Below are 22941 nucleotides of genomic sequence, written 5' to 3' on the forward strand. Positions count from 1 at the left end.
GAGGGCCGGCGCCCCGCGGGGCGCCGGCCCTCCGGCACGTCCGGCGCCGGTCCGGTGCTCGGCGGCGGGGGCGCCGCCGCCGACAGGTGCGCGGGTCAGTTCCTTCCCTTGGCCCTCAGGCGCACGCAGATGCCCCACGGGATCAGCAGGACGCCCGCGAGGAGCAGCAGTCTGAACAGGAACCACGCGTTGTCCTCGGCGATCTGCCCGTGCTCGTCGCCCATGACGTAGCCGAGGACGATCGCGGCCCCGCCGATGAGCAGACCGGGGGTGCCGAGGGCCCACAGCAGGACGGTGAACCAGACGGCGCGCCCGGCGGCCGTTGGAGCGTGGCCGGGCCCGGGACCGAGCGCGGGCCGGGGAGGCCGCGGGATCCGGGACGCCTCGCGGGGCGGCATGGTGATCACCACGGAGGGCGGGACGGCCGCGTCGAGCGGGGCCAGGTCGGCGGGGCCTATCCCGTACAGGGCCGGCTCGACGGTGAGCGTGAAGCCGTCGTGGCCCACCAGGTGGCGGGCGCCGTCCGGAAAGGCCTGCACCAGGGAGCAGGCGGCGTAGTGGACGGTGATCCGTTGGCGCTCCGAGACCAGGCTGACGCCGTCGTCGCCCACGATCAGGACCGTGCCGGGGGTGCCCAGGGCGGGGTGGCGCCGCCCGGTGACGGTCTGTGCGGATCCGGTGGGCGCGGCCGCGAACCCCGGCGCGAGCTCCGCGGCGCGGTCCGCGCTCCGGCCGGGCAGCTGGAGCAGGGCGCCGGCCCCTACCGTGTGCGCGATCTCGTGCAGGGACGCGGCGGTGACCGCCTCGATCTCGGCCCGCTCCTCGGCGACGGTCGGGCTCCGGTGCCCCAGCAGCAGGTCCACCGCGTACCCGGGGAGCCGGTCCGCGGCGAGCCCGGGGGCCTCGAGGCGGGCGAGCGCGGAGGCCCGTACGGATTCCAGGAGGGCCGGATCGATCCGGCCCTCCCGCAGCTTCGCGAGGACGCCGACGAAGGCGCCGGCCATCGCCTCCTGCTGCCCGGGCAGCGCGTCGGCGTGCGCGACGAGGGTCGCCGAGCCGGCGTCGCGGGGGTCGTACGCGCAGGTGGCCGTGTACGCGTACCCGCTCTCGTGGCGCAGCGCGCGGAACAGCTCCTTGCCCAGCACCTCGGCGAACAGGCCCGCTCCGGTGGAGCGGGGCAGTACGGAGGTCAGGACGACGCTCCCGTCCGCGCCCCGGAAGAAGGCGGGGAGGACGGGCAGGGCGGAGGCGGCCTCGGGCGCCGGCTGCCACGGGCCACGGGGGAGGGCGAGCCCGAGGCCGCCGGGCACGGCGTCGCCGGTGATCCACAGGACGGCGTTGCCGGCGGTGAAGCGGGTCCGGGCCCAGTCGCGGACCTGCTGTCCGGTGAGCTGAGCGAGCCCGGCCTCGGCGTATCCGGCGAGGCCGTAGGAGCGGGATCCGTAGCGCCACAGGGTGGAGAGTCGGCCCGGACCGGGACTCCTGACGGCGGCCTCGGCCCGGAGGATCTCCTTCTCGGTGTCCAGCCGGTCCATGGGGAGGTCGCGCAGGGCGGCGCAGACGCCGTTGAGGTACTCGCCCACCTCGGTAGGGGTGCCGGTCACCTCGAAGCGCGTGTACGCGGCGGCGCCGCCGCCGTCGTGGTGCGGGTCGCCGGGCCGCCCGAGGCGGTGCAGGGCCAGGTGCTCGACGAGGTGGGTGATGCCGCGGGTGGCCAGGGTCTCGTCGGCGGAGCCGACGCGGAAGAGCAGTCCGGCGGTGAGGGGGCCCGGCCGGTGGGCGAGGACGGTGCGGATGCCGTTCACCGTGGTGGTGACGATGCCGTCCGCAGAGGCGGCGGACTCGGGCCCGGGGTGCGTTTCGGTGCTCATCGTGATGTCCCTCAGCCCTTGGCCTGAGCGCTCTTGCGGTGGCGGTGGCGGGCGAACTCGGCCGCGTGGTCCCCGGTGCCCAGGTAGCCCCAGGGGAACTGGCCGGGGCGGTCGCCGAGGACACGGAAGTGCGCAGCGGCGTCGGTGGGCCGGGCGGCCGCGTCGTGGGCGGCCGCGAAGGCGTCGTGGGCGTCGGTGCGGGCGTACGCGTCGGCCCGGGCGGCGGGGTCGAACACGGGACGGCCGGGCGGGGGGTGAGCGGACACGTGCGGATCATATGACCGGCGATCCAGCGGACGACAGGGTTTCGGTCCGGGATCTTGATCATGGGAGTGCCTGCTCAGCAGGGGCGCGGCGAGCGGACGCGCCGTGCTGCCCGGCGTGTGCGGGCGCGCGGCTGAGCGCTGCCGCGGGGCCGGCCCGGTGTCACGTTCTCCCGGCCCCCGCGGGGCCGGGAGACGGAGCTGTATCAGTCGCCGATCTTCTTGGCGGAGCCGTATCCGGCGAACGCGGCGAGGGCCAAGAAGAGGATGCTCATGAAGTCCGCGTCGATGTTCCAGGCGTCGACCAGGCCGGACACTCCGAGCGTGCTCAGCACGTCGCCCACGCCGACGTGCTCGAAGTCGGCCAGCGCGAGCGCGTAGAAGAACAGCTCGCCGAGGAAGACCGAGGCGACCGAGAGGATCGCGCCGACGATCGGAAGGACGGGGTTGCGGCCGCCGGCCTTGCCGGCGGCGAAGCCGACGAGGGCGCCGACGCCGACTGCGGCGTAGCCGATCTCGCGGTCGATGGCGTTCATGATGCCGCCGTACGCGGCGGCCGCGACCAGGGCCGCGACGAGCGCGGCGGCGATGCCGAGGCCCACGTTGCCGGGGCGCACCGGGGCCGGGGCCGGCGACGGGGCGAGGAAGTCGACCCCGGACGGGCCGGGGCGGGCGGCCGTGGCCGTCGCGTCGGCCGAAGGTGCGGCCGACGGCGCGGCCGACTCGGGTGCGGCGGACTCGGGCGCGGGCGGCTGGAACTGCTGGCTCATGGAGAAATCCCCCCCAGGGATGGTGCGCACGGCAAACCGCACGCCTGTGCGTGGCGTTCGGCCGACGGCCTACAGCCGGTGCGCGGCGCCCGCCGGGCTGGCGCCACGGGTGTCCAGCAGCAACTGCGCCTTGACCGCCAGTCCTTGGAGGTCGTAGGTGCGGTGGTGCTGGAGCAGGATCGTCAGATCGGCGTTGGCCGCGGCCTCGTACAGCGATTCGGCGCGGGGGACGGGCTGGTCCCTGACGCGCCATCCGCTGATGTAGGGATCGTGGTAGCTGATCAGCGCCCCGAGGTCGAGGAGCCGGCTGGCGATCTCGCGGGCGGGGGAGCCCTCCTGATCGGCGAGGTCCTGCTTGTACGTGACCCCGAGCAGCAGGACCCGGGCCCCGCGCGCGGACTTGCCGTGCTCGTTCAGCAGGGCGGCGCTGCGCTGGATGACGTACTGCGGCATCCGGTTGTTGATCTCCTGCGCGAGGCCGACCATGCGCAGCGGATGGCCCGGGGTGCGGGTGGTGTGGGGGAGGTAGTTGGGGTCGAGGGGGACGCCGTGGCCGCCGACTCCGGGGCCGGGGCGGAAGGCCTGGAAGCCGTACGGCTTGGTCTCGGCGCAGCGGATGACGTCCCACAGGTCCACGCCCAGGTCGTGGCAGAGCACGGCCATCTCGTTCATGAGGGCGATGTTGACGTGCCGGTAGTTGGTTTCGAGGAGTTGCACGGTCTCGGCCTCGCGCAGGCCGCGGGCGCGCACCACCTTGTCGGTGAGGCGGGCGTAGAAGGCGTGCGCGGACTCCGTGCAGGCGGGGGTCAGGCCGCCGATGACCCGGGGGGTGTTGGAGATGCCGTGCGTGCGGTTGCCCGGGTCGAGCCGGCTGGGGGAGTAGGCCAGGTGGAAGTCCCGGCCGGCGTGCAGCCCCGAGCCCGATTCGAGGATCGGGCGCAGGTATTCCTCGGTGACGCCGGGGTGGGCCGCCGATTCGAGGATGACGGTGGTGTGGGGGCGCAGCCGGGCGGCGAGCGTACGGCCCGCCTCGCCGACCGAGGACAGGTCGAGTGCACGGTCCGCGCCGAGCTGGGTAGGGGCGCAGATGACGGCGGTGCGGACCCGGCCGAGTTCGGCGGGGTTGGTGGTGATCCGGAAGCCGGCCGCCGACATGCGGCGGATCTCGGCGGCGGTGAGGGTGGAGTCCGTGGACGGACCGCTGTCGTAGCCGACCGTCTCGATCCCGGCGGCCACGGCTGCCTGGGCGAGCGGGAGACCGAGATGGCCGAGTCCGATGACGGCGAGATCTGCGGGCATGGGGGTGCCGTCCCTTCCCTTCCCTGACAAGCATGAGGGGGCGGAGCGCGCAAGTCCTGTGGAGGAGGAGAGCTGGCGCAATGTCAGACTAGGCGTATATATGACAGATATGTCGCATTCGCAGAGGGTGACCGCCGTCGTGTTATCCACAGGCGGTGGCCGATGTGGGTGCGTGCGGTCAGAATCGTGAACGGGCGATGTGAGCGGGATCACCCACGACGAGCGGGATGACCCATAGGCCGGGCGGGGCGACCCGCGTCAACGGGAGGCAGGCGGCTGTGACGACGACAGGGACTGGCGCGGGGACGGGCGCGGGGGCTGGCACGGGGACCGGCGCGGGGGCCGGTGCGGGCGGCGGAGGAGGCGGCGGTGGCGGTGGTGGAGGAGGAGGAGGAGGGGCCGGGCCGGGCGGGGGTGCGACGCCGGGCGCGGGTGCGACGCCGGGCGGGGGTGCACCGGCGGGCGGGAGCGCCGGCGGGCGGAGCAGGGGCGGGACGGGTGTCGCGGCGGCGGCACTGGGCCCTGTCCAGCGAGCCGAGGCGCTCGCCGCGATGGCCGAGCGGGAGCTGGACGTGCTGGTGGTCGGCGCGGGCGTGGTGGGCGCCGGCACCGCCCTGGACGCGGTGACCAGAGGCCTGGCGACCGGGCTGGTCGAGGCGCGGGACTGGGCCTCCGGCACGTCCAGCCGCTCCAGCAAGCTCATCCACGGCGGGCTCAGATATCTGGAGATGCTCGACTTCGCCCTCGTGCGGGAGGCGCTGAAGGAGCGCGGCCTGCTGCTGGGGCGCCTCGCCCCGCACCTGGTGAAGCCGGTGCCGTTCCTCTACCCGCTGCAGCACAAGGGGTGGGAGCGGTGGTACGCGGGATCCGGGGTCGCGCTGTACGACGCGATGTCGCTCTCCAGCGGCCACGGGCGCGGCCTGCCGACCCACCGCCACCTCTCGCGCCGGCGCGCCCTGCGGATCGCTCCGGCACTGCGCAAGGACGCGCTGGTGGGCGCCCTGCAGTACTACGACGCCCAGATGGACGACGCGCGGTACGTGACGACGTTGGTCCGGACGGCCGCGGCGTACGGGGCGCAGTGCGCCAACCGGGCGAGGGTCGTCGGCTTCCTGCGCGAGGGCGAACGGGTGGTCGGCGCGCGCGTGCGGGACGTGGAGGGCGGGGGCGAGTACGAGATCCGCGCGAAGCAGATCGTGAACGCCACGGGGGTGTGGACGGACGACACCCAGGCGCTGATCGGGGAGCGCGGGCAGTTCCACGTGCGGGCGTCGAAGGGCATCCACCTCGTGGTCCCCAAGGACCGGATCCATTCGTCCACCGGGCTGATCCTGCGGACCGAGAAGTCGGTGCTGTTCGTGATCCCCTGGGGCCGGCACTGGATCGTGGGCACCACGGACACCGACTGGGACCTCGACAAGGCGCACCCGGCGGCGTCCAGCGCGGACATCGACTACCTGCTGGAGCACGTGAACTCGGTGCTGGCGGTACCGCTCACCAGGGACGACGTCCAAGGGGTCTACGCCGGCCTGCGGCCTCTGCTGGCCGGGGAGTCGGACGCGACGAGCAAGCTCTCCCGCGAGCACACGGTGGCGCATCCGGTCCCGGGGATGGTGGTGGTCGCCGGAGGCAAGTACACGACGTACCGGGTGATGGCGAAGGACGCGGTCGACGAGGCGGTCCACGGCCTGGACCAGCGGGTGGCGGAGTGCGTCACGGAGGACGTGCCGCTGGTGGGTGCCGAGGGGTACCGGGCGCTGTGGAACGGCCGGGCGCGGATCGCGGCGCGGACGGGGCTGCATGTGGTCCGGGTGGAGCACCTGTTGAACCGATACGGGTCGCTGACGGAGGAACTGCTGACGCTGATCGCGGCGGATCCGTCGCTGGGGGAGCCGCTGACGGGCGCCGACGACTACCTCCGTGCCGAAGTCGTCTACGCGGCCTCGCACGAGGGGGCGCGCCACCTCGACGACGTGCTGACGAGGCGGACGCGGATCTCGATCGAGACCTTCGACCGGGGGACGCGCTCGGCGCGGGAATGCGCGGAGCTGCTGGCTCCGGTCCTGGGCTGGGACAAGCAGCAGATCGAGAAGGAAGTGGAGCACTACGAGAAGCGGGTACAGGCGGAGCGGGAATCTCAGCGTCAGCCGGATGACCAGACGGCGGACGCCGCGCGGTTGGGGGCGCCGGACATCGTCCCGTTGTAACTCCGCAATGCGGAGGGGGGAACCACGGACCCGGGGCTCCCGTCCGTTGCGGAGTAAGGGACAATGAGGGTTCTGCCGGGGCGGGTTACCGGGCACCTCGGCCGCTGCCGGGGGCAACCGGAGCAGGCGGCACGATCGCAGAGGGGACGCATGTCGAAGCCGGAGTACACCGAGTCGCCGGATCCGTCTGTCGGGACGGGAACGCCGGTGTCTCCGGCGGCCGATCACGCGGACGCGAAGCCCGTGAAGTCGAAGCCCACGGAGCCGCCGGTGGCGGCGGAGCCGCAGGACGCGAAGCCCGCTCCGCGTAAGCCTGCCGGGGCGAGGACGAATCTGGGCAAGCCCGCGGCGGCGAAGCCCGCAGTCGCGAGGCCCGCAGCCGTGAAGGCCGCCGAGGCGAAGGCCGATCCGGTCAAGCCCGCTGAGACGAAGTCAGCGGTGGCGGCGGAGGCCGAGGACGCGAAGCCTGCCGCTGCGAAGCCCGTCGAGGTGAAGGCTGATGCGGCTGAGCCCGCTGATGCGAAGCGTGCCGCTGCGAAGCCCGCTGTGGCGGCGGAGGCCGAGGACGCGAAGCCTGCCGGTGCGAAGCCCCCTGTGGTGGCGGAGCCTGAGGACGCGAAGCCTGCCGGTGTGAAGCCCGCTGTGGTGGTGGAGCCCGAGGACGCGAAGCCTGCCGGTGTGAAGCCCGTCGAGGTGAAGGCCGATGCGGCTGAGCCCGCTGACGCGAAGCCTGCCGCTGCGAAGGCGGAGGGGGGCAAGCCCGCTGCGGCCAGGGCGGATCTGCATAAGTCCGCTGCGGCGAAGGCCGCTGTGGCCGCCGAGCCTCAGGACGCGAAGCCCGCGGTCGGGCAGGGCGCCGCCGCGAAGCCGGCCGCCGTGAGCAAGGCCGATGAGGTGGCCGCCGCCGTCAAGGCGGCCGCGGCCAAGGCGGAGGAGGGCCCCCACGACGAGGGGCGGCTGCTCGCGGGCCGGTACCGGCTCGGCGCCGTCCTCGGCAAGGGCGGCATGGGCACCGTCTGGCGTGCCGAGGACGAGACCCTCGGCCGGACGGTCGCCGTCAAGGAACTCCGGTTCGGTACCGGGGTCGACGACGACGAGAAGCGCCGCCTCATCACCCGCACCCTCCGCGAGGCCAAGGCCATCGCGCGGATCCGCAGCGGCGGCGCGGTGACGGTCTACGACGTCGTCGACGAAGACGGCCGGCCGTGGATCGTCATGGAGCTCATCGAGGGCCCCTCGCTCGCCGAGTTCATACGGGAGAACGGCCCCCTGACCCCGCGCCGCGCCGCCGAGGTCGGCCTCGCCGTGCTCGACGTGCTCCGCGCGGCGCACCGTCAGGGCATCCTGCACCGGGACGTGAAGCCCTCCAACGTGCTGCTCGCCGACCACGGCAACGGCCGCGTGATCCTCACCGACTTCGGCATCGCCCAGGTCGAGGGCGACCCGTCCGTCACCTCCACCGGCATGCTCGTGGGCGCCCCCTCGTACATCTCGCCCGAGCGGGCCCGCGGCCAGCGCCCCGGTCCGCCGGCGGACATGTGGTCGCTCGGCGGCCTGCTGTACGCCGCGGTCGAGGGCGTCCCCCCGTACGACAAGGGATCGGCGCTCGCCACCCTCACCGCCGTGATGACCGAGCCGGTCGACCCGCCCAAGAACGCGGGTCCGCTCACCGAGGTCATCTACGGCCTCCTCGTCAAGGACCCGGTCCACCGGCTCGACGACGACCGGGCACGGGCCATGCTCTCGGCCGTGATCGAAGCCCCCGAGCCGCCGGTGGCGGTGGCTGGCCCGAGCCCCGAGGAGACCCGGCAGATATCGCTCGCCGAGGCCCAGGAGGCAGCGGAGAAGGTCACCGCCGAGAAGGCGGCGAAGGCTGCCGAGAAGGCGGAGAAGAAGGAACGCGAGCGCAGGGACCGCGAGCAGCGCGAGCGCACCCGCGCCGCGCTGAAGTCGGCCCGCAAGGCGGCGGCGGCCACCGCCGCCGACGCCACCACGGCGGTGACGGCGGCCGAACGCCCGGGCCCGCGCCCCGCGCCCGTCGCGGCGCCGCTCACCGACGTCATGCCGCGCCGCACCATCGCCCTGGCGATAGCGGGCGTGGTCCTCGTGCTCGCCGTCATCGGTTCGCTCGTCGCCTACGCCTTCGCGGGTGACGACAAGGACGGTGCGAAGCAGGACGGCAAGGACGGCAAGGGCTCGGCCGCCTCGAGCCCGGCGGCCGGCTCCTCGCCGCCCGCCTCGCCCTCGCCCTCGCCTTCACCGAAGGCCGGTGACTCGGCGGGCAGCGGCGGCGCGAGCTCCCCCGGCCCGGCCGCGGGCGCGGGCGGCGCGGGCACCGGCACCAACACGAGCCAGGGACAGGGCGCGACGCCCGGCGGTTCCGGGAGTTCACTTCCGTCCGGGTTCGCGCAGGTCAGCGACCCCGGCTTCCACTTCGCGATGGCGATGCCCGAGGGCTTCAAACAGACCGACACCATAGGCAAGAACGACGGGGTCATCTACAGCCGGGACGGCGGCTTCCCGCGGATCCAGATCGACTTCAACAGCAAGCCGCTGGACGACGCCCGCGCCGCCTGGGCGGAGCTGGCCCCGGCCGTCGCGGGCAGCAGCACGAACTACAAGCTGCTGCGCCTCGAGGCGACGGAGTACCGGGGTTACCCGACCGTCGCGGACTGGGAGTTCGAGCGCGACCAGAAGGGCATCCGGGTCCGCGTGCTCGACCGCGGGTTCAAGATCGACGCCAAGCACGGCTACGCCATCATGATCAGCTGCGCCGCCGACCAGTGGGACGCCCCGGAGTGCGCGCAGATGCGCAAGACGGCGTTCGAGACGTTCCAGCCGCTCGGCTGACCGGATCCGGGCCCGGGTCGACGGCCGGGCCCGGTACGGGACGGGGGTGAGCCTTGTCAGGGCCGGGACGCGGGCGCCCTGGGCGACGTATCGTGTCAGCCGGGCCACAGGGACGGGCCCACAGCTCTCGGGGGAGGCGACGTGGAGGACTACGCGGGCCGGATCCTGGCCGAGCGCTACCGCCTGCCGCTGCCCCCGTCCGACGAGTACGAGCTGATCGAGACCCGGGCCTTCGACACGCGCAGCGGGCAGGAAGTCCTGGTCCGGCAGGTGCCGTTACCGGAGGTCGTGGACGCGGAGCTGCTGGACGGCACGCGGGGCGGCCCCGTCGCGGCGCACGGGCGGCGCGCTCCGGGCGAACTGCCCGCCGTGCGCAGGGCCATCGCCGCGGCGCAGGCGGCGGCGTCCGTGCCGGACCATCCGCGGCTGGACCAGGTCTTCGACGTGTTCGCGGAGGACGGTTCGCTGTGGATAGTGAGCGAACTCGTCCCGGCCAGACCGCTGGCGGCGCTGATCGCGGAGGAACCGCTGAGCCCGTACCGCGCGGCGGAGGTGGCGGCGGACGTGCTGACCGCGTTGCGGGTGCTGCACGCGCACGGGTGGACCCACCGCAACATCACCATGCGGACGGTACTGATATGCGAGGACGGGCGGGTCGTCCTCACCGGGCTGGCCGCGGGAGCCGCCGAGGACGCGCTGTGCGGGTACGACCCGGTCCCGTCGCCGGACGGCTTCGGGGGGCCGGCCCTCCCGCCCCGGGGCGTGGACGCGGAGACAGGGCTCGGACTCGGGCTCGGGGGCGGGGACGGCGACGGGGACGGGTTCCGTAGGGGTGCGGCGCCGGTCGCCGGCTACGGCTCGGAACCCGTGGGCCCGGCGGCTCCTCCCCGCTCCGTGGACGCCGCGGACTCCGTGGACACGGTGGGCTCCGTGGACTACACGGGTCTGGCGGGTCACGAGAGTCCCGCGCGCCCCATCGAACCCGCCGATCCCATGGACCCCGCGCGTGGCCACCGGACGGGGGCCGAGACCGGATCCGGCGCCGGGGGAGGGGGAGGGGCGGAGTACGCGCCGATCGTGGCTCCCGGGTACGACACCGGTCCGCGGTACACCGACCACATCGTCCCCGGGAGCACCGGCGACGCCGGTGAGCGGCCCGATCTGAAGGCCGCGGCGCGGGCCGGGGCCATCGCCGCGTACCGGGCCGGGGCGCAGGCCGCCGCGCGGATCACCGAACAGCGCAAGGCCGGGACGGGACCCGTCCCGGGTCCCGTCCCGGAGCAACAGGCTGCGGAGCCGAGGCCGGAGGGGTCGAACCTGCCGCAGGGGTACTCGTACCCGTACGGGGGCCCGGACGGCGGAGCGGCCTGGCACGGGGCCACGCCGCGGCGCCCGGCCGCCCTGCCCGCCCCGCCGCTCCGCGCCGAAGCCGAACCCCAGACCCCGCCGGAGCGCCGGGCGCTGACCGAACCGCATAGCGCGCCGGAGCGCCGGGCGCTGCCCGAGCCGCAGACCCCACCCGTCCGTCCGGCGCTGCCGGAGCCGCACACCCCGCCGGAGCGCCAGGCGCTGACCGAAGCGCAGAGCACGTCGGGGCGTCTCCCGCTGCCCGCGCAGCTCGCCCTCCCGCAGGGCTACCGCCAGGCGGACGGCCCGGGCGGCTCCGGCCGGCCGCGGGACGGTGCGGGCGGTGCCCCCGGGGTGGCTCCGGCCGCCGGGGGAGGGGGCGGGTGGGGGAGCGGGCCCGGGACCGGACCCCGGAGCGGGCTCGATGCCGAGCGGGCCCGGCAGACGCGGATGGCCGTCGTCGGCGCCGTCACCGAGCGGTGGTCGCCCGAGCAGGCGCAGGCCGCGCACGGCCCGTGGCAGCTGGCCGCGCCCGTCGGGCCGGCCACCGACCTCTGGGGGCTCGGCGCACTGCTGTACCGGGCCGTACAGGGGCACGCCCCGTACCCCGAGGACACCGTCGCCGAGCTCGTGGAGATGGTCTGCTCCGAGCCGCCGGCCTTCGCCGAGGAGTGCGGCCCGCTGCGCCCGGTGGTGGAGTCGCTGCTGCGTCAGGACCCGACCGAGCGTCCCGACTTCGAGCAGCTCCGCGGCTGGCTGCGCTCCCTCGTGCGGTCCGCACCGGAACCCGACTACGGCTTCGCCGCGCTGCTCCCGATGCCGCCCCCGGATCCCGCGCGGCTGCCCGTCGTGCGGCGGCGGGGCGAACTGCACGGCCGGCACCGCAGCGCCGATCACCCCCGCAAGCCGCTCGCGCTGGGCCGGACCCTGCTCCTCGGGGTCCTCGTCCTGCTCGCCGGAGCCGTAGCGTACGCCCTGTTCTTCATGCCCCGGTCCGCCGGTCCGCAGGGGGACGGCGGACACAAGGCGGCCGGCATGAAGCCGCCGGCGGGACAGTCGAAGAGTCCGGGCGCGAGCCCGAGTCCGAGCCCGAAACCGGACGCCTCGGGCGCGGGCCCCAGCGCGCCCGAGTCCAAGCCCGCGCCGCAGACCCACGCCCCCGCCCCGGCCGGGTACACCACCCAGCAGGACGCCGAGCACTTCGAGATCACCGTCCCGAACGGGTGGGACCGTCGCGGAATGAACGAGTCCGGTCAGGTGCGCTACACGGAGGGGGAGTTCGCCCTCACCGTCGTCCCCGGCCGGGACAAGGTCGAGGGCACCCCGGACCCGGCCACCTACCAGAAGGACAAGGAGCCCGAGCTGGCTCCGTACCGCTCCTCCACCTGGTCCAGCGTCAGCGACATCAAGTCCACCAAGGTCGGCAACCAGCTCCGGGTCACCGGCCGGTACACCTGGATCGACGGCAACGGCCGGTCGGTCGTGGCCCGCAACTACGTCGTCGCGCTCGCGGGCTCGTACCACGTCGTCCTGGTCACCGGCCCGCAGGACCAGGAGGGCAAGGTCACCGAGGCCTTCGAGCAGGCAACGGCCAGTTACCGAACGGGCGGCTGACGAGGAATCAGTACGGCAATTGCGTCACAGTGCGGCCCAACGGCCGCCGAGAGGTTCCGGCAGTGCCCGCGAGCTCCGTAGTCTGGCCGGAAGTGCACAGAGCGGCGGGGATTCGTGGAACAGCAGACAGGTGCGGGCGCGGTGCTCGCAGGCCGGTACCGGCTCGTCGAGGCCATCGGCAGAGGCGGCATGGGCAAGGTGTGGCGCGCACACGACGAGCTGCTGCACAGGACCGTCGCCGTCAAGGAACTGACAGCGGGTCTGTACGTCGCCCAGGCCGACCGGGACGTCATGCACGCCCGGACGCAGAAGGAGGCCCGGGCCGCGGCCCGGATCCAGCATCCCGCCGTCGTCACCGTGCACGACGTCCTGGAGCACGACGACCGGCCGTGGATCGTCATGGAGTACATCGACGGCCCCTCCCTCGCGGACGCGGCGAAGACGGCCGGGCGGATCGAGCCGCGCGAGGCGGCCCGCATCGGGCTGCACGTGCTGCGCGCGCTGCGCGCCGCGCACGCGGTCGGCGTCCTGCACCGGGACGTGAAGCCGGGCAACGTCATGCTGGCCAAGGACGGCCGCGTGATGCTCGCGGACTTCGGCATCGCGGCGATCGAGGGCGACTCCTCCATCACGCGCACCGGCGAACTCGTCGGCTCCATCGACTACCTGGCCCCCGAACGGGTCACCGGCGGTGCCCCTGGCCCCGCGTCCGACCTGTGGTCGCTCGGCGCGACGCTGTACACGGCCGTCGAGGCCCGCTCGCCGTTCCGCCGCACCTCGCCCATCTCCAGCCTCCAGGCCGTGGTGAACGAGGAGCCGCCCGCCCCCACGCACGCGGGCCCGCTGGCCCCGGTCATCACGGCGCTGCTGCGCAAGGACCCGGACCACCGGCCGTCGGCCGCCGACGCCGAGCAACTGCTGCTGGAGGCGATGGAGGGCCGGGAACCGAAGGCGGCGCACGCGTTCGTACCGACGCGCGCGCTGGGCTCCGACGAGCTGTCCCCCGCCCGCGACGACGCGGCGGACGGGCCGGCGCCCGGGGCCGCTGACGCCGGGACGGGCGCGCGGGCACCCTCCGTCTCCGGGGGCGCGGAGATCTCGGCGTTCGGGTCCGAGCCGGGTACGGAGGCGAAGACGAGGCGGGATCCGCGGGCGGCCCCGGACGGGCGGCCCCCGGCCCCCTCCGGCACCGCTCCCGGCCGCCTCCGGCGCGCGGCGGTCGTCGCCCTGGTCGCGGCGCTGCTCGGCGGCGGCGGGGTGTTCGGGGTGCTGAAGTACACCGGTGACGCGGGGGCGGACGACAAGGTCGCGGGTTCGACCGCCGGGCAGTCGGGCGGCGACGCGAAGGTGCAGGCGGGGGGCCCACCGGCCGGCTACACCAAGGTCACCGACCCCCTGGCCGGCTTCACGCTGTTCGTCCCGGACGGGTGGACGCGCCAGGCGAACGGCGACCAGATCGACTACACCGCGGACGACGGGAACCACTTCATCCGGATCGCGGCCGACTCCACCCCGGACTACCAGGACCCTTACGCGCACCTGCTCGACCTGGAGAAGCAGGTGCGCAAGCGCACGGACTACAAGAAGGTGCGGCTGAACCAGAACACCTTCCGGGACAGCACCCGGTCCGCGCTCTGGGACTTCACCTGGACGGAGAAGCAGAACCACCCCGGTCCCCGCCGGGCCAAGGAGCAGATGTACGTCGCCCAGGACGGCACGGAGTACGCCGTCTACATGTCGAGCCCGGTCGCCGACTGGGCCACGACCGAGCAGCAGTTCGACATCGTGCTCAGCGGCTGGGAGCCGCCCGCCAAGAAGCCCTGATCCGGAGGGGGGCCGCCCGCCGGGCCCCCCTTTCCGCCATCCTGCCAGCGATCACTGGCATATATAGGAAAATCCGGTTACCGGTGGGTACCCAAAGGGCTCCGGGCGCAATACGCTCACCGGCATGACGGAAACGCAGGCCCCGGCCCCCCTCCGCAGCGCCCCTCAGCCCACCAACCCGGTCGCCCCCGCTCCGGCCGGCGCCCGCAGCGCCGCCGACGTCGTGACCCCCGAACTGGTCGCCCGGCTGACCCGCGGAGTGGCCGGCTCCGGCCGCACCGCCAACCACACCCCCTTCACCGGCGACAAGCTCGCCGACCTCCCCGAGGCCACCCCCGAGGACGTGGCCGGGGCCTTCGCCAGGGCCCGCGCCGCGCAGCCCGCCTGGGCCGCCGTGCCCGTCCGCGCGCGGGCCGCCGTACTGCTGCGCTTCCACGACCTGGTGCTGTCGCGCCAGGCCGAGGTCCTCGACCTCATCCAGCTGGAGACGGGCAAGGCCCGCCTGCACGCCCACGAGGAGGTCCAGGCCGTCACGGTCGCCGCGCGCCACTACGGCCGCCGGGCCCCTTCCTACCTGCGCCCCAAGGGCCACGCGGGCGCCATGCCCACCCTCACCAAGGTCACCGAGCTGCGTCAGCCGCGCGGGGTCGTCGGCCAGATCGCCCCCTGGAACTACCCCTTCGAGCTGTCCATCGGCGACGCCCTGCCCGCCTTCGCCGCGGGCAACGCACTGGTGATGAAGCCCGACACCGAGACCGCGCTCACCGCCCTGTGGGCCCGCGACCTGATGATCGAGGCCGGCCTGCCGGCCGAGGTGTTCCAGATCGTCCTCGGCGAGGGCCCGGTCGTCGGCCCCGAGGTGGTCCGGCACGCCGACTACGTCTCGTTCACCGGCTCCACGCGGACCGGCCGCGAGGTCGCCCAGGGCGCCGCCGCCCGCCTGGTCGGGGCCTCCCTCGAACTCGGCGGCAAGAACGCCATGCTCGTCCTGCGGGACGCCGACGTGGACAAGGCGGCCGCCGGCGCCGTCCGCGCCTGCTTCTCCTCCGCCGGGCAGCTCTGCATCTCCATCGAGCGGCTGTACGTGCACGCCTCGATCGCCGACGAGTTCGTCGCCCGCTTCGCCGCCCGTACGAAGGCCATGCGCCTCGGCTCCTCCCTCGCCTACGGCGCCGAGATGGGCTCCCTGGCCGGCGAGCGCCAGCTGGCCGCCGTACAGCGGCACGTGGACGAGGCCGTCGCGAAGGGCGCCACCCTCGTCGCCGGCGGCGTCGCCCGCCCCGACATCGGCCCGCTCTTCTACGAGCCGACCATCCTCGACGGCGTCGAGGCCCCGATGGCCGTCTGCGGGGAGGAGACCTTCGGACCGGTCGTCTCCGTCTACCGCTTCACCGACGAGGACGAGGTCGTCGCCCGGGCCAACGCGACCGCCTACGGCCTGAACTCCAGCGTGTGGACCAAGGACTCCCGCCGCGGCCACGCCGTCGCCGCCCGCCTGCGCACCGGCACCGTCAACATCAACGAGGGCTACGCCCCGGCCTACGGCAGCGCCGGGGCCCCCATGGGCGGTATGAAGGACTCCGGCCTCGGCCGCCGCCACGGCTCCGAGGGGATCCTCAAGTACACGGAGGCCCAGACCGTCGCACACCAGCGGCTGCTGCCGATGGCGCCCTCGCTGGGCATGGACGACGAGAAGTACGCGGCGTTCATGACCCGCAGCCTCAAGGTCATGAAGGCCCTCCGACTCCGCTAAGGGGCACCACCGTGTCTGAGTCCTACGACTACGACGTCATCGTCATCGGATCGGGCTTCGGAGGGTCGGTCTCGGCGCTGCGGCTCACCGAGAAGGGCTACCGGGTCGGCGTCCTGGAGGCGGGGCGCCGCTTCACCCGCGAGAGCCTGCCGAAGAACAGCTGGGACCTGCGCAACTACCTGTGGGCCCCGGCCCTCGGCCTGTACGGCATCCAGCGCATCCACCTCCTCGGCAACGTGATGGTCCTCGCGGGCGCCGGGGTGGGCGGCGGCTCGCTCAACTACGCCAACACCCTGTACGTACCCCCCGCGGCCTTCTTCGAGGACCGGCAGTGGGCGTCCATCACGGACTGGCACGACGAGCTCGCCCCGCACTACGACCAGGCCCAGCGGATGCTCGGGGTGCGGCTGAACCCGACGATCACCCCCTCCGACGTCCACCTCAAGGCCGCCGCCGAGAAGATGGGCGTCGCCGACTCCTTCCACATGGCACCCGTCGGCGTCTTCTTCGGAGACGGCGAGGACGCGCGGGGCCAGGCGAAGGTCCGCGCCGGCGACGAGGTCCCCGACCCGTACTTCGGCGGCGCGGGCCCCGCCCGCACGGCGTGCACCGAATGCGGGGAGTGCATGACCGGCTGCCGGCACGGAGCGAAGAACACCCTCAACGAGAACTACCTGCACCTCGCGGAACGGGCCGGCGCCGTCATCCACCCGATGACCACCGTCACCGCCCTCTCCGACCACCCCGAGGGCGGCTACCGCGTCCGCACCGTCCCCACCGACGGACGCCGCCGCGGCAAGGCCAGGGTCCTGCGCGCCCGCTACGTGGTCGTCGCGGCGGGCACGTACGGGACCCAGACCCTCCTGCACACGATGAAGGACCTCGGCGAGCTGCCCCGTCTCTCGGACCGGCTCGGCGAACTCACCCGGACCAACTCCGAAGGCCTCGTAGGCGCCCAGACCGACAACCGGCGCTACCGCAGGCGGCACGGCGCGGGCCCCGGCCAGGAGCAGCGCGCCGACTTCACGCGGGGCGTGGCCATCACCTCCTCCGTGCACCCCAACGCCGACACGCACATCGAGCCCGTGCGCTACGGCAAGGGCTCCAACGCCATGGGGTTCATGACGATCCTCCAGGTGCCGTACTCCGGCCACCGGGTCCGGGCCTGGCTCGGGCGGACCGCCCGGCACCCGGTGCAGCTCGTGCGCTCGCTCTCCAACCGGCGCTGGTCGGAGCGGACCATCATCGGCCTGGTCATGCAGTCGCTCGACAACTCCCTGACCACCTACCGCAAGCCCGGCGGCCTCGGGAAGGGCCTGCTCACGGCCCGCCAGGGCCACGGTGCGCCCAACCCGGTGCAGATCGCCGAGGCCACACAGGCGGCGACGCTGCTCGCGGAGGAGATCAACGGGTTCGCGGGCAGCAACATCGGCGAGCTGATGGGTACCCCGCTGACGGCCCACTTCCTCGGCGGCTGCCCGATCGGCGCCTCGCCCGAGGAGGGCGTGGTGGACCCGTACCACCGGCTCTACGGTCACCCCGGCATCTCGGTGGTGGACGGCTCGGCGGTCTCCGCGAACCTCGGGGTCAACCCGTCGCTGACGATCACGGCGCAGGCGGAGCGGGCGATGTCCTACTGGCCGAACAACGGCGAGCGGGACCCGCGCCCGGAACAGGGAGCGGCCTACGCCCGCCTCACGGCGGTGGAACCGGCCCGTCCGGCGGTTCCGAAGGACGCCTTCGGCGCGCTGCGGCTGCCGTTCCTGGCGGTCCCGGAACTCCCGCCGCGCAAAGCGGAACCGGCCGGCTGACACCGGTGGGTACCGCGCTCCCCCTCCGAGCGCGGTACCCACCGAGGCATATGGGTGACAGATGTCCAGCCCAGATGGTTGTACCGGAATCCGGCAGCGGAGGCTGTGGTGTCCATCACAGGGTGAACGGCGCAACTGCGGCGGGCCGGTGCGGGTCAAGGGGGCATGAGAAAGCGCATCTCCCTGCTGGCGGCGGTGGGTCTCACGGCCCTCGGCCTGGCCGCCACCCCCGCACTCGCCGCGGATCCCGTCTTCACGCTCTACAGCCCGGCCGAGATCGGCCTGCGCCCGCACCCCGGCCAGGGCGGGGAGCCGCAGAGGACCACGGTCGAATTCGGCGTCGGGAACGAGACCGGCAGCGTCTTCGACCGGCAGAGCACCTACACGGTCGACCTGAGGGCGCTCAAGGGCGTCGCCGACGTCGCGCTCACCAAGGAGCAGTCCACCGGCTGCACCCTGGCGGCCGAGAAGGTCACCTGCAAGGGCTGGTCGATCTGGACGCACAACAGCCACGTCCTGTCCCTGGACCTCACGGCCGCCAAGGACAGCAAGGTCGGCACCGTCGTCGACCTGACGATGACGGGCTCGACGGAGGGCGCCACCTTCAAGGCCGCCACCACCAAGGTCAAGGTCGGCGGCCCGGACCTGGTGCTGGAGGAGGCCCCCCTGAAGAGGGAGATGACGCCGGGCCAGACGCAGGCCCTGCCGATCGTCTTCTCCAACGCGGGCACCGAGTCCGCCCGGGGCGTGGCGCTCAAGATGGACACCACGCACGGCATCGACCTCGTCGAGAAGTACGACAACTGCTCCTACAGCGTGTCCGACGATCACGGCCAGCCCTGGAACACGGGCTGGGGCACCACGGTCTGCACCTTCACGGACGAGATCAAGCCGGGATCGGTCTACGAGACCGCGGAGCCGCTGACCCTGAAGGCGGCCCCCCACGCCTTCATCGAATCGCTCACCTACGTGCTCCACGAGAACGGCGACCAGCCGAAGGCGTCGGAGAAGCGCGCCACGTCCGCCACCGGCAAGAAGCTGATGCTCGAGGAGCGTCCGGCCAAGGCCGCCGCGCTGCGCTCCGCGGACCTGGACCCGTGGAACAACTACCACGAGTTCGACTTCTCGGTGAAGAACTCCGCCGACCTCGAGGCCGGCGCCGTCTCCCTCAAGGGCAAGGCGGGCGAGACGCTCAAGGCGGAGCTCGGGTTCCGGAACAACGGGCCGGCCTGGGTCGCCTACCTCCGCTCCGGGGAGGCCGTCGCCCGCACGGACATCGTCGTCCCGGCCGGCGTGAAGGTCACCAAGGTGCCGGCGGAATGCCGCGGGGTCGAGGCCAACGGCGAGTACCGCAAGGAGAACCTGGGCGCCCCGCGCTACCACTGCTCCACGACGCACGTCATCGGCGAGAAGCAGAAGTTCGCCTACCCGTTCGAGCTGAAGATCGAGAAGGTCGTCGAGGAGTCCACGGGCTCGGTCTCGGTCGGCCAGTGGGGCCCCGAGGAGACCACGGTCCCGGACTGGGACCCGGTGAAGGCCAACAACAAGGCCGCCTTCGTGATCAACGGCAAGGACACGGGCACCACCCCGACCACGGGTCCGTCCACCGGGACCGGCACCCCCGCCCCGGGCACCTCGGCCACCGCCCCGGCCTCCTCCGCGCCCGTCACGGCCGCGCCGGGCTCCGGCAGCGGGGCCAAGGCGAACGGAGGCCTGGCCTCCACCGGCAGCACCGCCCTGCCCGTCGCGATCGGCGGAGCGGCCCTCGTCGCGGCCGGCGGCGCGCTGTACCTCGCCTTCCGGCGCCGGGCCGCCGCACGGGCGTAGCACCGTAGCCCTCGCGGAACAACAGAAGAACGGCCGGCCAGGGGCGTCCCCCGGGCCGGCCGTTCCCTTTGGGGTGACCGGGCTGCTGTCCCCTGCCGTCCGGTCACACGAAGGAGCGAGGTCCCACGACGCACCCCGGAGGGGTGCGTCTCATCGCTCCGTCGGAGCCACGCGTGGTGGTGCGGTCCCGCACCTGGATGGCGCGGACACCCGCATCAACGAAGGGCCCCGGGGGCGGTCACGGTCCGGACGGGTGACGAACGCGCGTCAGGGGCGCGCGGGCGGCCTACGGCGCCCGGGCGCGGCCGTGCGGGCGCGGCCGTGCGGGCGGCCGGCCGGGCACGGGCGCGGCCGGTGGCGCTCAGACCCGGCCGCGGCACAGCTCCAGCAGGGTCATGGCGAGCGTGGTGCCGGGCTTGCCGAGGGCGTCGCTCCAGTGGCCCAGGACCTCCATCTCGCGCGACAGGTGCACCCGCCGGCCGCCCGACCCGATCCGGGCCTCCTGGATGACGGCGGAGACGGCCATCCGCTCCTGGATCAGGCCGATGATCCGGTCGTCGAGGGTGTCGATCCGCTCGCGGGACGCGGCGATCAGCTGCTCGGGGGGCGTGGCGGCGTCTCCGGTGGTGGCGGCGTCTCCGGTGGTGGTGACGGCCGCGGTGGCGGTGGTGACGACGGTGGCGGTGGCGATGGCGGTGGCGGACACGGGGATCTCCTGTGGTTGGGGGACCGGCAGGAGCGGAAACGCCGGAGCGCCCCGGTCCTGTCGGACCGGGGCGCTCTGGGAAGTCAGCGGCTCAAGCGAGCATCACGATGACCCATGGCGACCGGACCGGCCGGTGCCATAGGTAAAGAGGAAGCTCAGCTGCTTGCGCATGGAGTGGATTATTGCCCTCTGTCCTGCCGTCGGCCAAGCGGGTTCGGATGGTGAGACGAGGGGGGTGGTCGGTCCCCCGTTAGAATCGACAAAACAACCCCCTCTTCCGCCGGAAGGCCTGCCCCGTGCCTGAAGCCACCTCCGCCACCCACGACAGCGCTCCGGACACGGTCCTCGTCGTCGACTTCGGCGCCCAGTACGCCCAGCTCATCGCCCGCCGAGTCCGCGAGGCACGGGTCTACTCCGAGATCGTGCCCAGCACGATGCCCGTGGCCGAGATGCTCGCCAAGAACCCCAAGGCGATCATCCTCTCCGGCGGGCCTTCCTCCGTCTACGAGGAGGGCGCCCCGCAGCTCGACGGCGCGCTCTTCGAGGCCGGCGTCCCCGTCTTCGGCATGTGCTACGGCTTCCAGCTGATGGCGGTCACCCTCGGCGGCACCGTCGACAACACCGGCTCCCGCGAGTACGGGCGCACCGGGCTGGCCGTCTCCAAGACCGGGTCCACCCTCTTCGAGGGCACCCCCGCGGACCAGTCGGTCTGGATGTCCCACGGCGACGCCTGCTCCGCCGCCCCCGAGGGCTTCACCGTCACCGCGTCGACCGACGTCGTACCGGTCGCGGCCTTCGAGAACGACGAGAAGAAGCTCTACGGCGTGCAGTACCACCCCGAGGTGATGCACTCCACGCACGGCCAGCAGATCCTGGAGCACTTCCTCTACCGCGGCGCCGGCCTCGCCCCCACCTGGACCACCGGCAACATCGTCGAGGAGCAGGTCGCGGCCATCCGCGAGCAGGTCGGCGACAAGCGAGCCATCTGCGGCCTCTCCGGCGGCGTGGACTCGGCCGTCGCCGCCGCGCTCGTGCAGAAGGCCATCGGCTCGCAGCTCACCTGCGTCTACGTCGACCACGGCCTGATGCGCAAGGGCGAGACCGAGCAGGTCGAGAAGGACTTCGTCGCCGCGACCGGCGTGCAGCTGAAGGTCGTCGACGCCCAGGAGCGCTTCCTGAACGCGCTGGCCGGGGTCTCCGACCCGGAGACCAAGCGCAAGATCATCGGCCGCGAGTTCATCCGCGTCTTCGAGCAGGCCCAGCTGGAGATCCTCCAGGAGGACGGCCCCGCGGTGGCCTTCCTCGTGCAGGGCACCCTGTACCCGGACGTGGTCGAGTCCGGCGGCGGCACCGGCACCGCCAACATCAAGTCCCACCACAACGTGGGCGGGCTCCCCGACGACATCGAGTTCGAGCTCGTCGAGCCGCTGCGCCAGCTGTTCAAGGACGAGGTCCGGATGGTCGGCCAGGAGCTCGGCCTGCCCGCCGAGATCGTCCAGCGACAGCCCTTCCCGGGCCCCGGCCTGGGCATCCGCATCGTCGGCGAGGTCACCAAGGAGCGCCTGGACCTGCTCCGCGAGGCCGACGCCATCGCCCGCCACGAGCTCACCGCGGCCGGCCTCGACCGGGAGATCTGGCAGTGCCCGGTCGTCCTGCTCGCGGACGTCCGCAGCGTCGGCGTCCAGGGCGACGGCCGCACCTACGGCCACCCGATCGTGCTGCGCCCCGTCTCCTCCGAGGACGCGATGACCGCGGACTGGACGCGCATGCCGTACGACGTGCTCGCGCGGATCTCCACCCGCATCACCAACGAGGTCGCGGACGTGAACCGCGTCGTCCTGGACTGCACGAGCAAGCCCCCGGGCACCATCGAGTGGGAGTAGTCCCGCCCGCTCGCCGTACGTGACGAGGCCGCCGCTCCCGGGCAGGGAGCGGCGGCTTCGCCGCGTGTATGGCCTCTTCGCCCGGGCGCCGGTACCTTGCGCCGCGACGCGAAGGAGGGCTCCCCATGACCGAGCAGCCGGCCCGCGCGGCCGCACCCGCACCCGTGCCCGCCGAACGGCTGGGCTTCGAGATGCCGCCGGTGTTCGCCGTCGCCGCCGAAGAGCGCGCGCACCGCAAGGAGCGGCTCGCGGCCGTGCTCCGGCTCCTGGGGCGGCTCGGGTACGAGGACGGGGTCGACGGCCACGTCAGCGCCCGCGACCCGGAGTTCGAGGACTGCTACTGGGTGAACCCCTTCGGCCGCCCCTTCGGCGCGCTCGGCCCCGAGGACCTGCTGCTCGTCGACGGGGAGGGGCGGGTCCGTCAGGGGGAACGCCGGGTCAACCAGCTGGCCTTCGCCGTGCACGCTGCCGTGCACCGGGCCCGTCCCGCCGTGGTGGCCGTGGTCCGCACGCAGTCCCCGTACGCCAGGGCCCTCGCCGCCCTCGGTGAACTGCTGGCCCCGATCACGCGGGAGGCCTGCGCCTTCTACGAGGACCACGCGCTGCTCGACGAGTACGCGGCGGCCGACGACGCCGGCCGGATCGCGCAGGCGCTCGGCCCGTACAAGGCCTTGGTCCTGCGCAACCACGGGCTGCTGACCGTCGGCGGCTCGGTGGACGCGGCGGCCTGGTGGTTCATCGCGGCCGAACGGGCCGCGCAGGTACAGCTGACCGCGCGGGCGGCCGGGAAGCCGGTGCTCATCGGCCACCACGGCGCCGTCGCCACGCGCGAGCGGTTCGGCTCCGACCTGGCCGCCTGGGTGAGCCTGCAGCCGATGCTCGAACAGGTGGCGTCAACATCATGAACGGTTAATCA

At 73.6% G+C, this 22941-nt stretch carries 14 protein-coding genes; 9 read left to right on the forward strand and 5 right to left on the reverse strand.

The annotated features are described in order from the left end of the window. Positions 1-95: 95 nt before the first annotated feature. The 4 genes from ABZY44_RS26560 to ABZY44_RS26575 all read right to left on the reverse strand — a co-directional run bounded on the left by ABZY44_RS26560 (position 96) and on the right by ABZY44_RS26575 (position 4203). Positions 96-1871, reverse strand: coding sequence for an insulinase family protein (locus ABZY44_RS26560; RefSeq protein ID WP_356657975.1), 1776 nt, complete (start codon positions 1869-1871; stop codon positions 96-98). A gap of 11 nt (positions 1872-1882) precedes the next feature. Continuing rightward, on the reverse strand, positions 1883-2137 hold the full coding sequence (locus ABZY44_RS26565) for a hypothetical protein (RefSeq protein WP_356657977.1): 255 nt from the start codon (positions 2135-2137) through the stop codon (positions 1883-1885). A gap of 203 nt (positions 2138-2340) precedes the next feature. Next, positions 2341-2904 (reverse strand): hypothetical protein, encoded by a 564-nt coding sequence (locus tag ABZY44_RS26570; RefSeq protein ID WP_356657979.1) that lies wholly within the window; start codon positions 2902-2904, stop codon positions 2341-2343. Between the two features lie 69 nt (positions 2905-2973). Continuing rightward, positions 2974-4203 (reverse strand): nucleotide sugar dehydrogenase, encoded by a 1230-nt coding sequence (locus ABZY44_RS26575; protein ID WP_356657981.1) that lies wholly within the window; start codon positions 4201-4203, stop codon positions 2974-2976. Between the two features lie 551 nt (positions 4204-4754). Between ABZY44_RS26575 and ABZY44_RS26580 the strand changes: the two genes are divergently transcribed. The 7 genes from ABZY44_RS26580 (at position 4755) to ABZY44_RS26610 (ending at position 19436) form a co-directional block, all read left to right on the forward strand. After that, positions 4755-6410, forward strand: coding sequence for a glycerol-3-phosphate dehydrogenase/oxidase (locus ABZY44_RS26580; protein ID WP_356657983.1), 1656 nt, complete (start codon positions 4755-4757; stop codon positions 6408-6410). A 150-nt stretch (positions 6411-6560) separates the two neighbouring features. Then, on the forward strand, positions 6561-9260 hold the full coding sequence (locus ABZY44_RS26585) for a protein kinase (RefSeq protein ID WP_356657985.1): 2700 nt from the start codon (positions 6561-6563) through the stop codon (positions 9258-9260). 141 nt (positions 9261-9401) lie between these two features. Then, a complete protein-coding gene (locus ABZY44_RS26590) occupies positions 9402-12221 on the forward strand; it encodes a protein kinase (RefSeq protein WP_356657987.1) in 2820 nt (939 codons plus the stop codon). 114 nt (positions 12222-12335) lie between these two features. Continuing rightward, positions 12336-14045 carry a serine/threonine-protein kinase gene (locus tag ABZY44_RS26595; protein WP_356657989.1) on the forward strand — a complete coding sequence of 570 codons (1710 nt, stop codon included), beginning with the start codon at positions 12336-12338 and terminating at the stop codon, positions 14043-14045. Between the two features lie 124 nt (positions 14046-14169). After that, positions 14170-15798 (forward strand): succinic semialdehyde dehydrogenase, encoded by a 1629-nt coding sequence (locus ABZY44_RS26600; RefSeq protein WP_356657991.1) that lies wholly within the window; start codon positions 14170-14172, stop codon positions 15796-15798. A gap of 11 nt (positions 15799-15809) precedes the next feature. Then, on the forward strand, positions 15810-17609 hold the full coding sequence (locus ABZY44_RS26605) for a GMC family oxidoreductase (protein WP_356657993.1): 1800 nt from the start codon (positions 15810-15812) through the stop codon (positions 17607-17609). Positions 17610-17774: 165 nt separating this feature from the next. Then, a complete protein-coding gene (locus ABZY44_RS26610; RefSeq protein ID WP_356657995.1) occupies positions 17775-19436 on the forward strand; it encodes a peptidase in 1662 nt (553 codons plus the stop codon). 361 nt (positions 19437-19797) lie between these two features. Here the strand turns inward: ABZY44_RS26610 and ABZY44_RS26615 are convergent, their stop codons facing one another. Further along, on the reverse strand, positions 19798-20142 hold the full coding sequence (locus ABZY44_RS26615) for a chorismate mutase (RefSeq protein ID WP_356657997.1): 345 nt from the start codon (positions 20140-20142) through the stop codon (positions 19798-19800). A gap of 296 nt (positions 20143-20438) precedes the next feature. Between ABZY44_RS26615 and guaA the strand changes: the two genes are divergently transcribed. After that, positions 20439-22025: a glutamine-hydrolyzing GMP synthase gene (guaA, locus tag ABZY44_RS26620; protein ID WP_356657999.1), complete on the forward strand. Its 1587-nt coding sequence runs from the start codon at positions 20439-20441 to the stop codon at positions 22023-22025. A gap of 125 nt (positions 22026-22150) precedes the next feature. After that, positions 22151-22930: a class II aldolase/adducin family protein gene (locus ABZY44_RS26625; protein ID WP_356658001.1), complete on the forward strand. Its 780-nt coding sequence runs from the start codon at positions 22151-22153 to the stop codon at positions 22928-22930. The last annotated feature ends 11 nt before the right edge of the window (positions 22931-22941 follow it).

The sequence above is a fragment of the Streptomyces sp. NPDC006544 genome (genome assembly GCF_040611715.1).
In the GTDB taxonomy this organism is placed as follows: domain Bacteria; phylum Actinomycetota; class Actinomycetes; order Streptomycetales; family Streptomycetaceae; genus Streptomyces.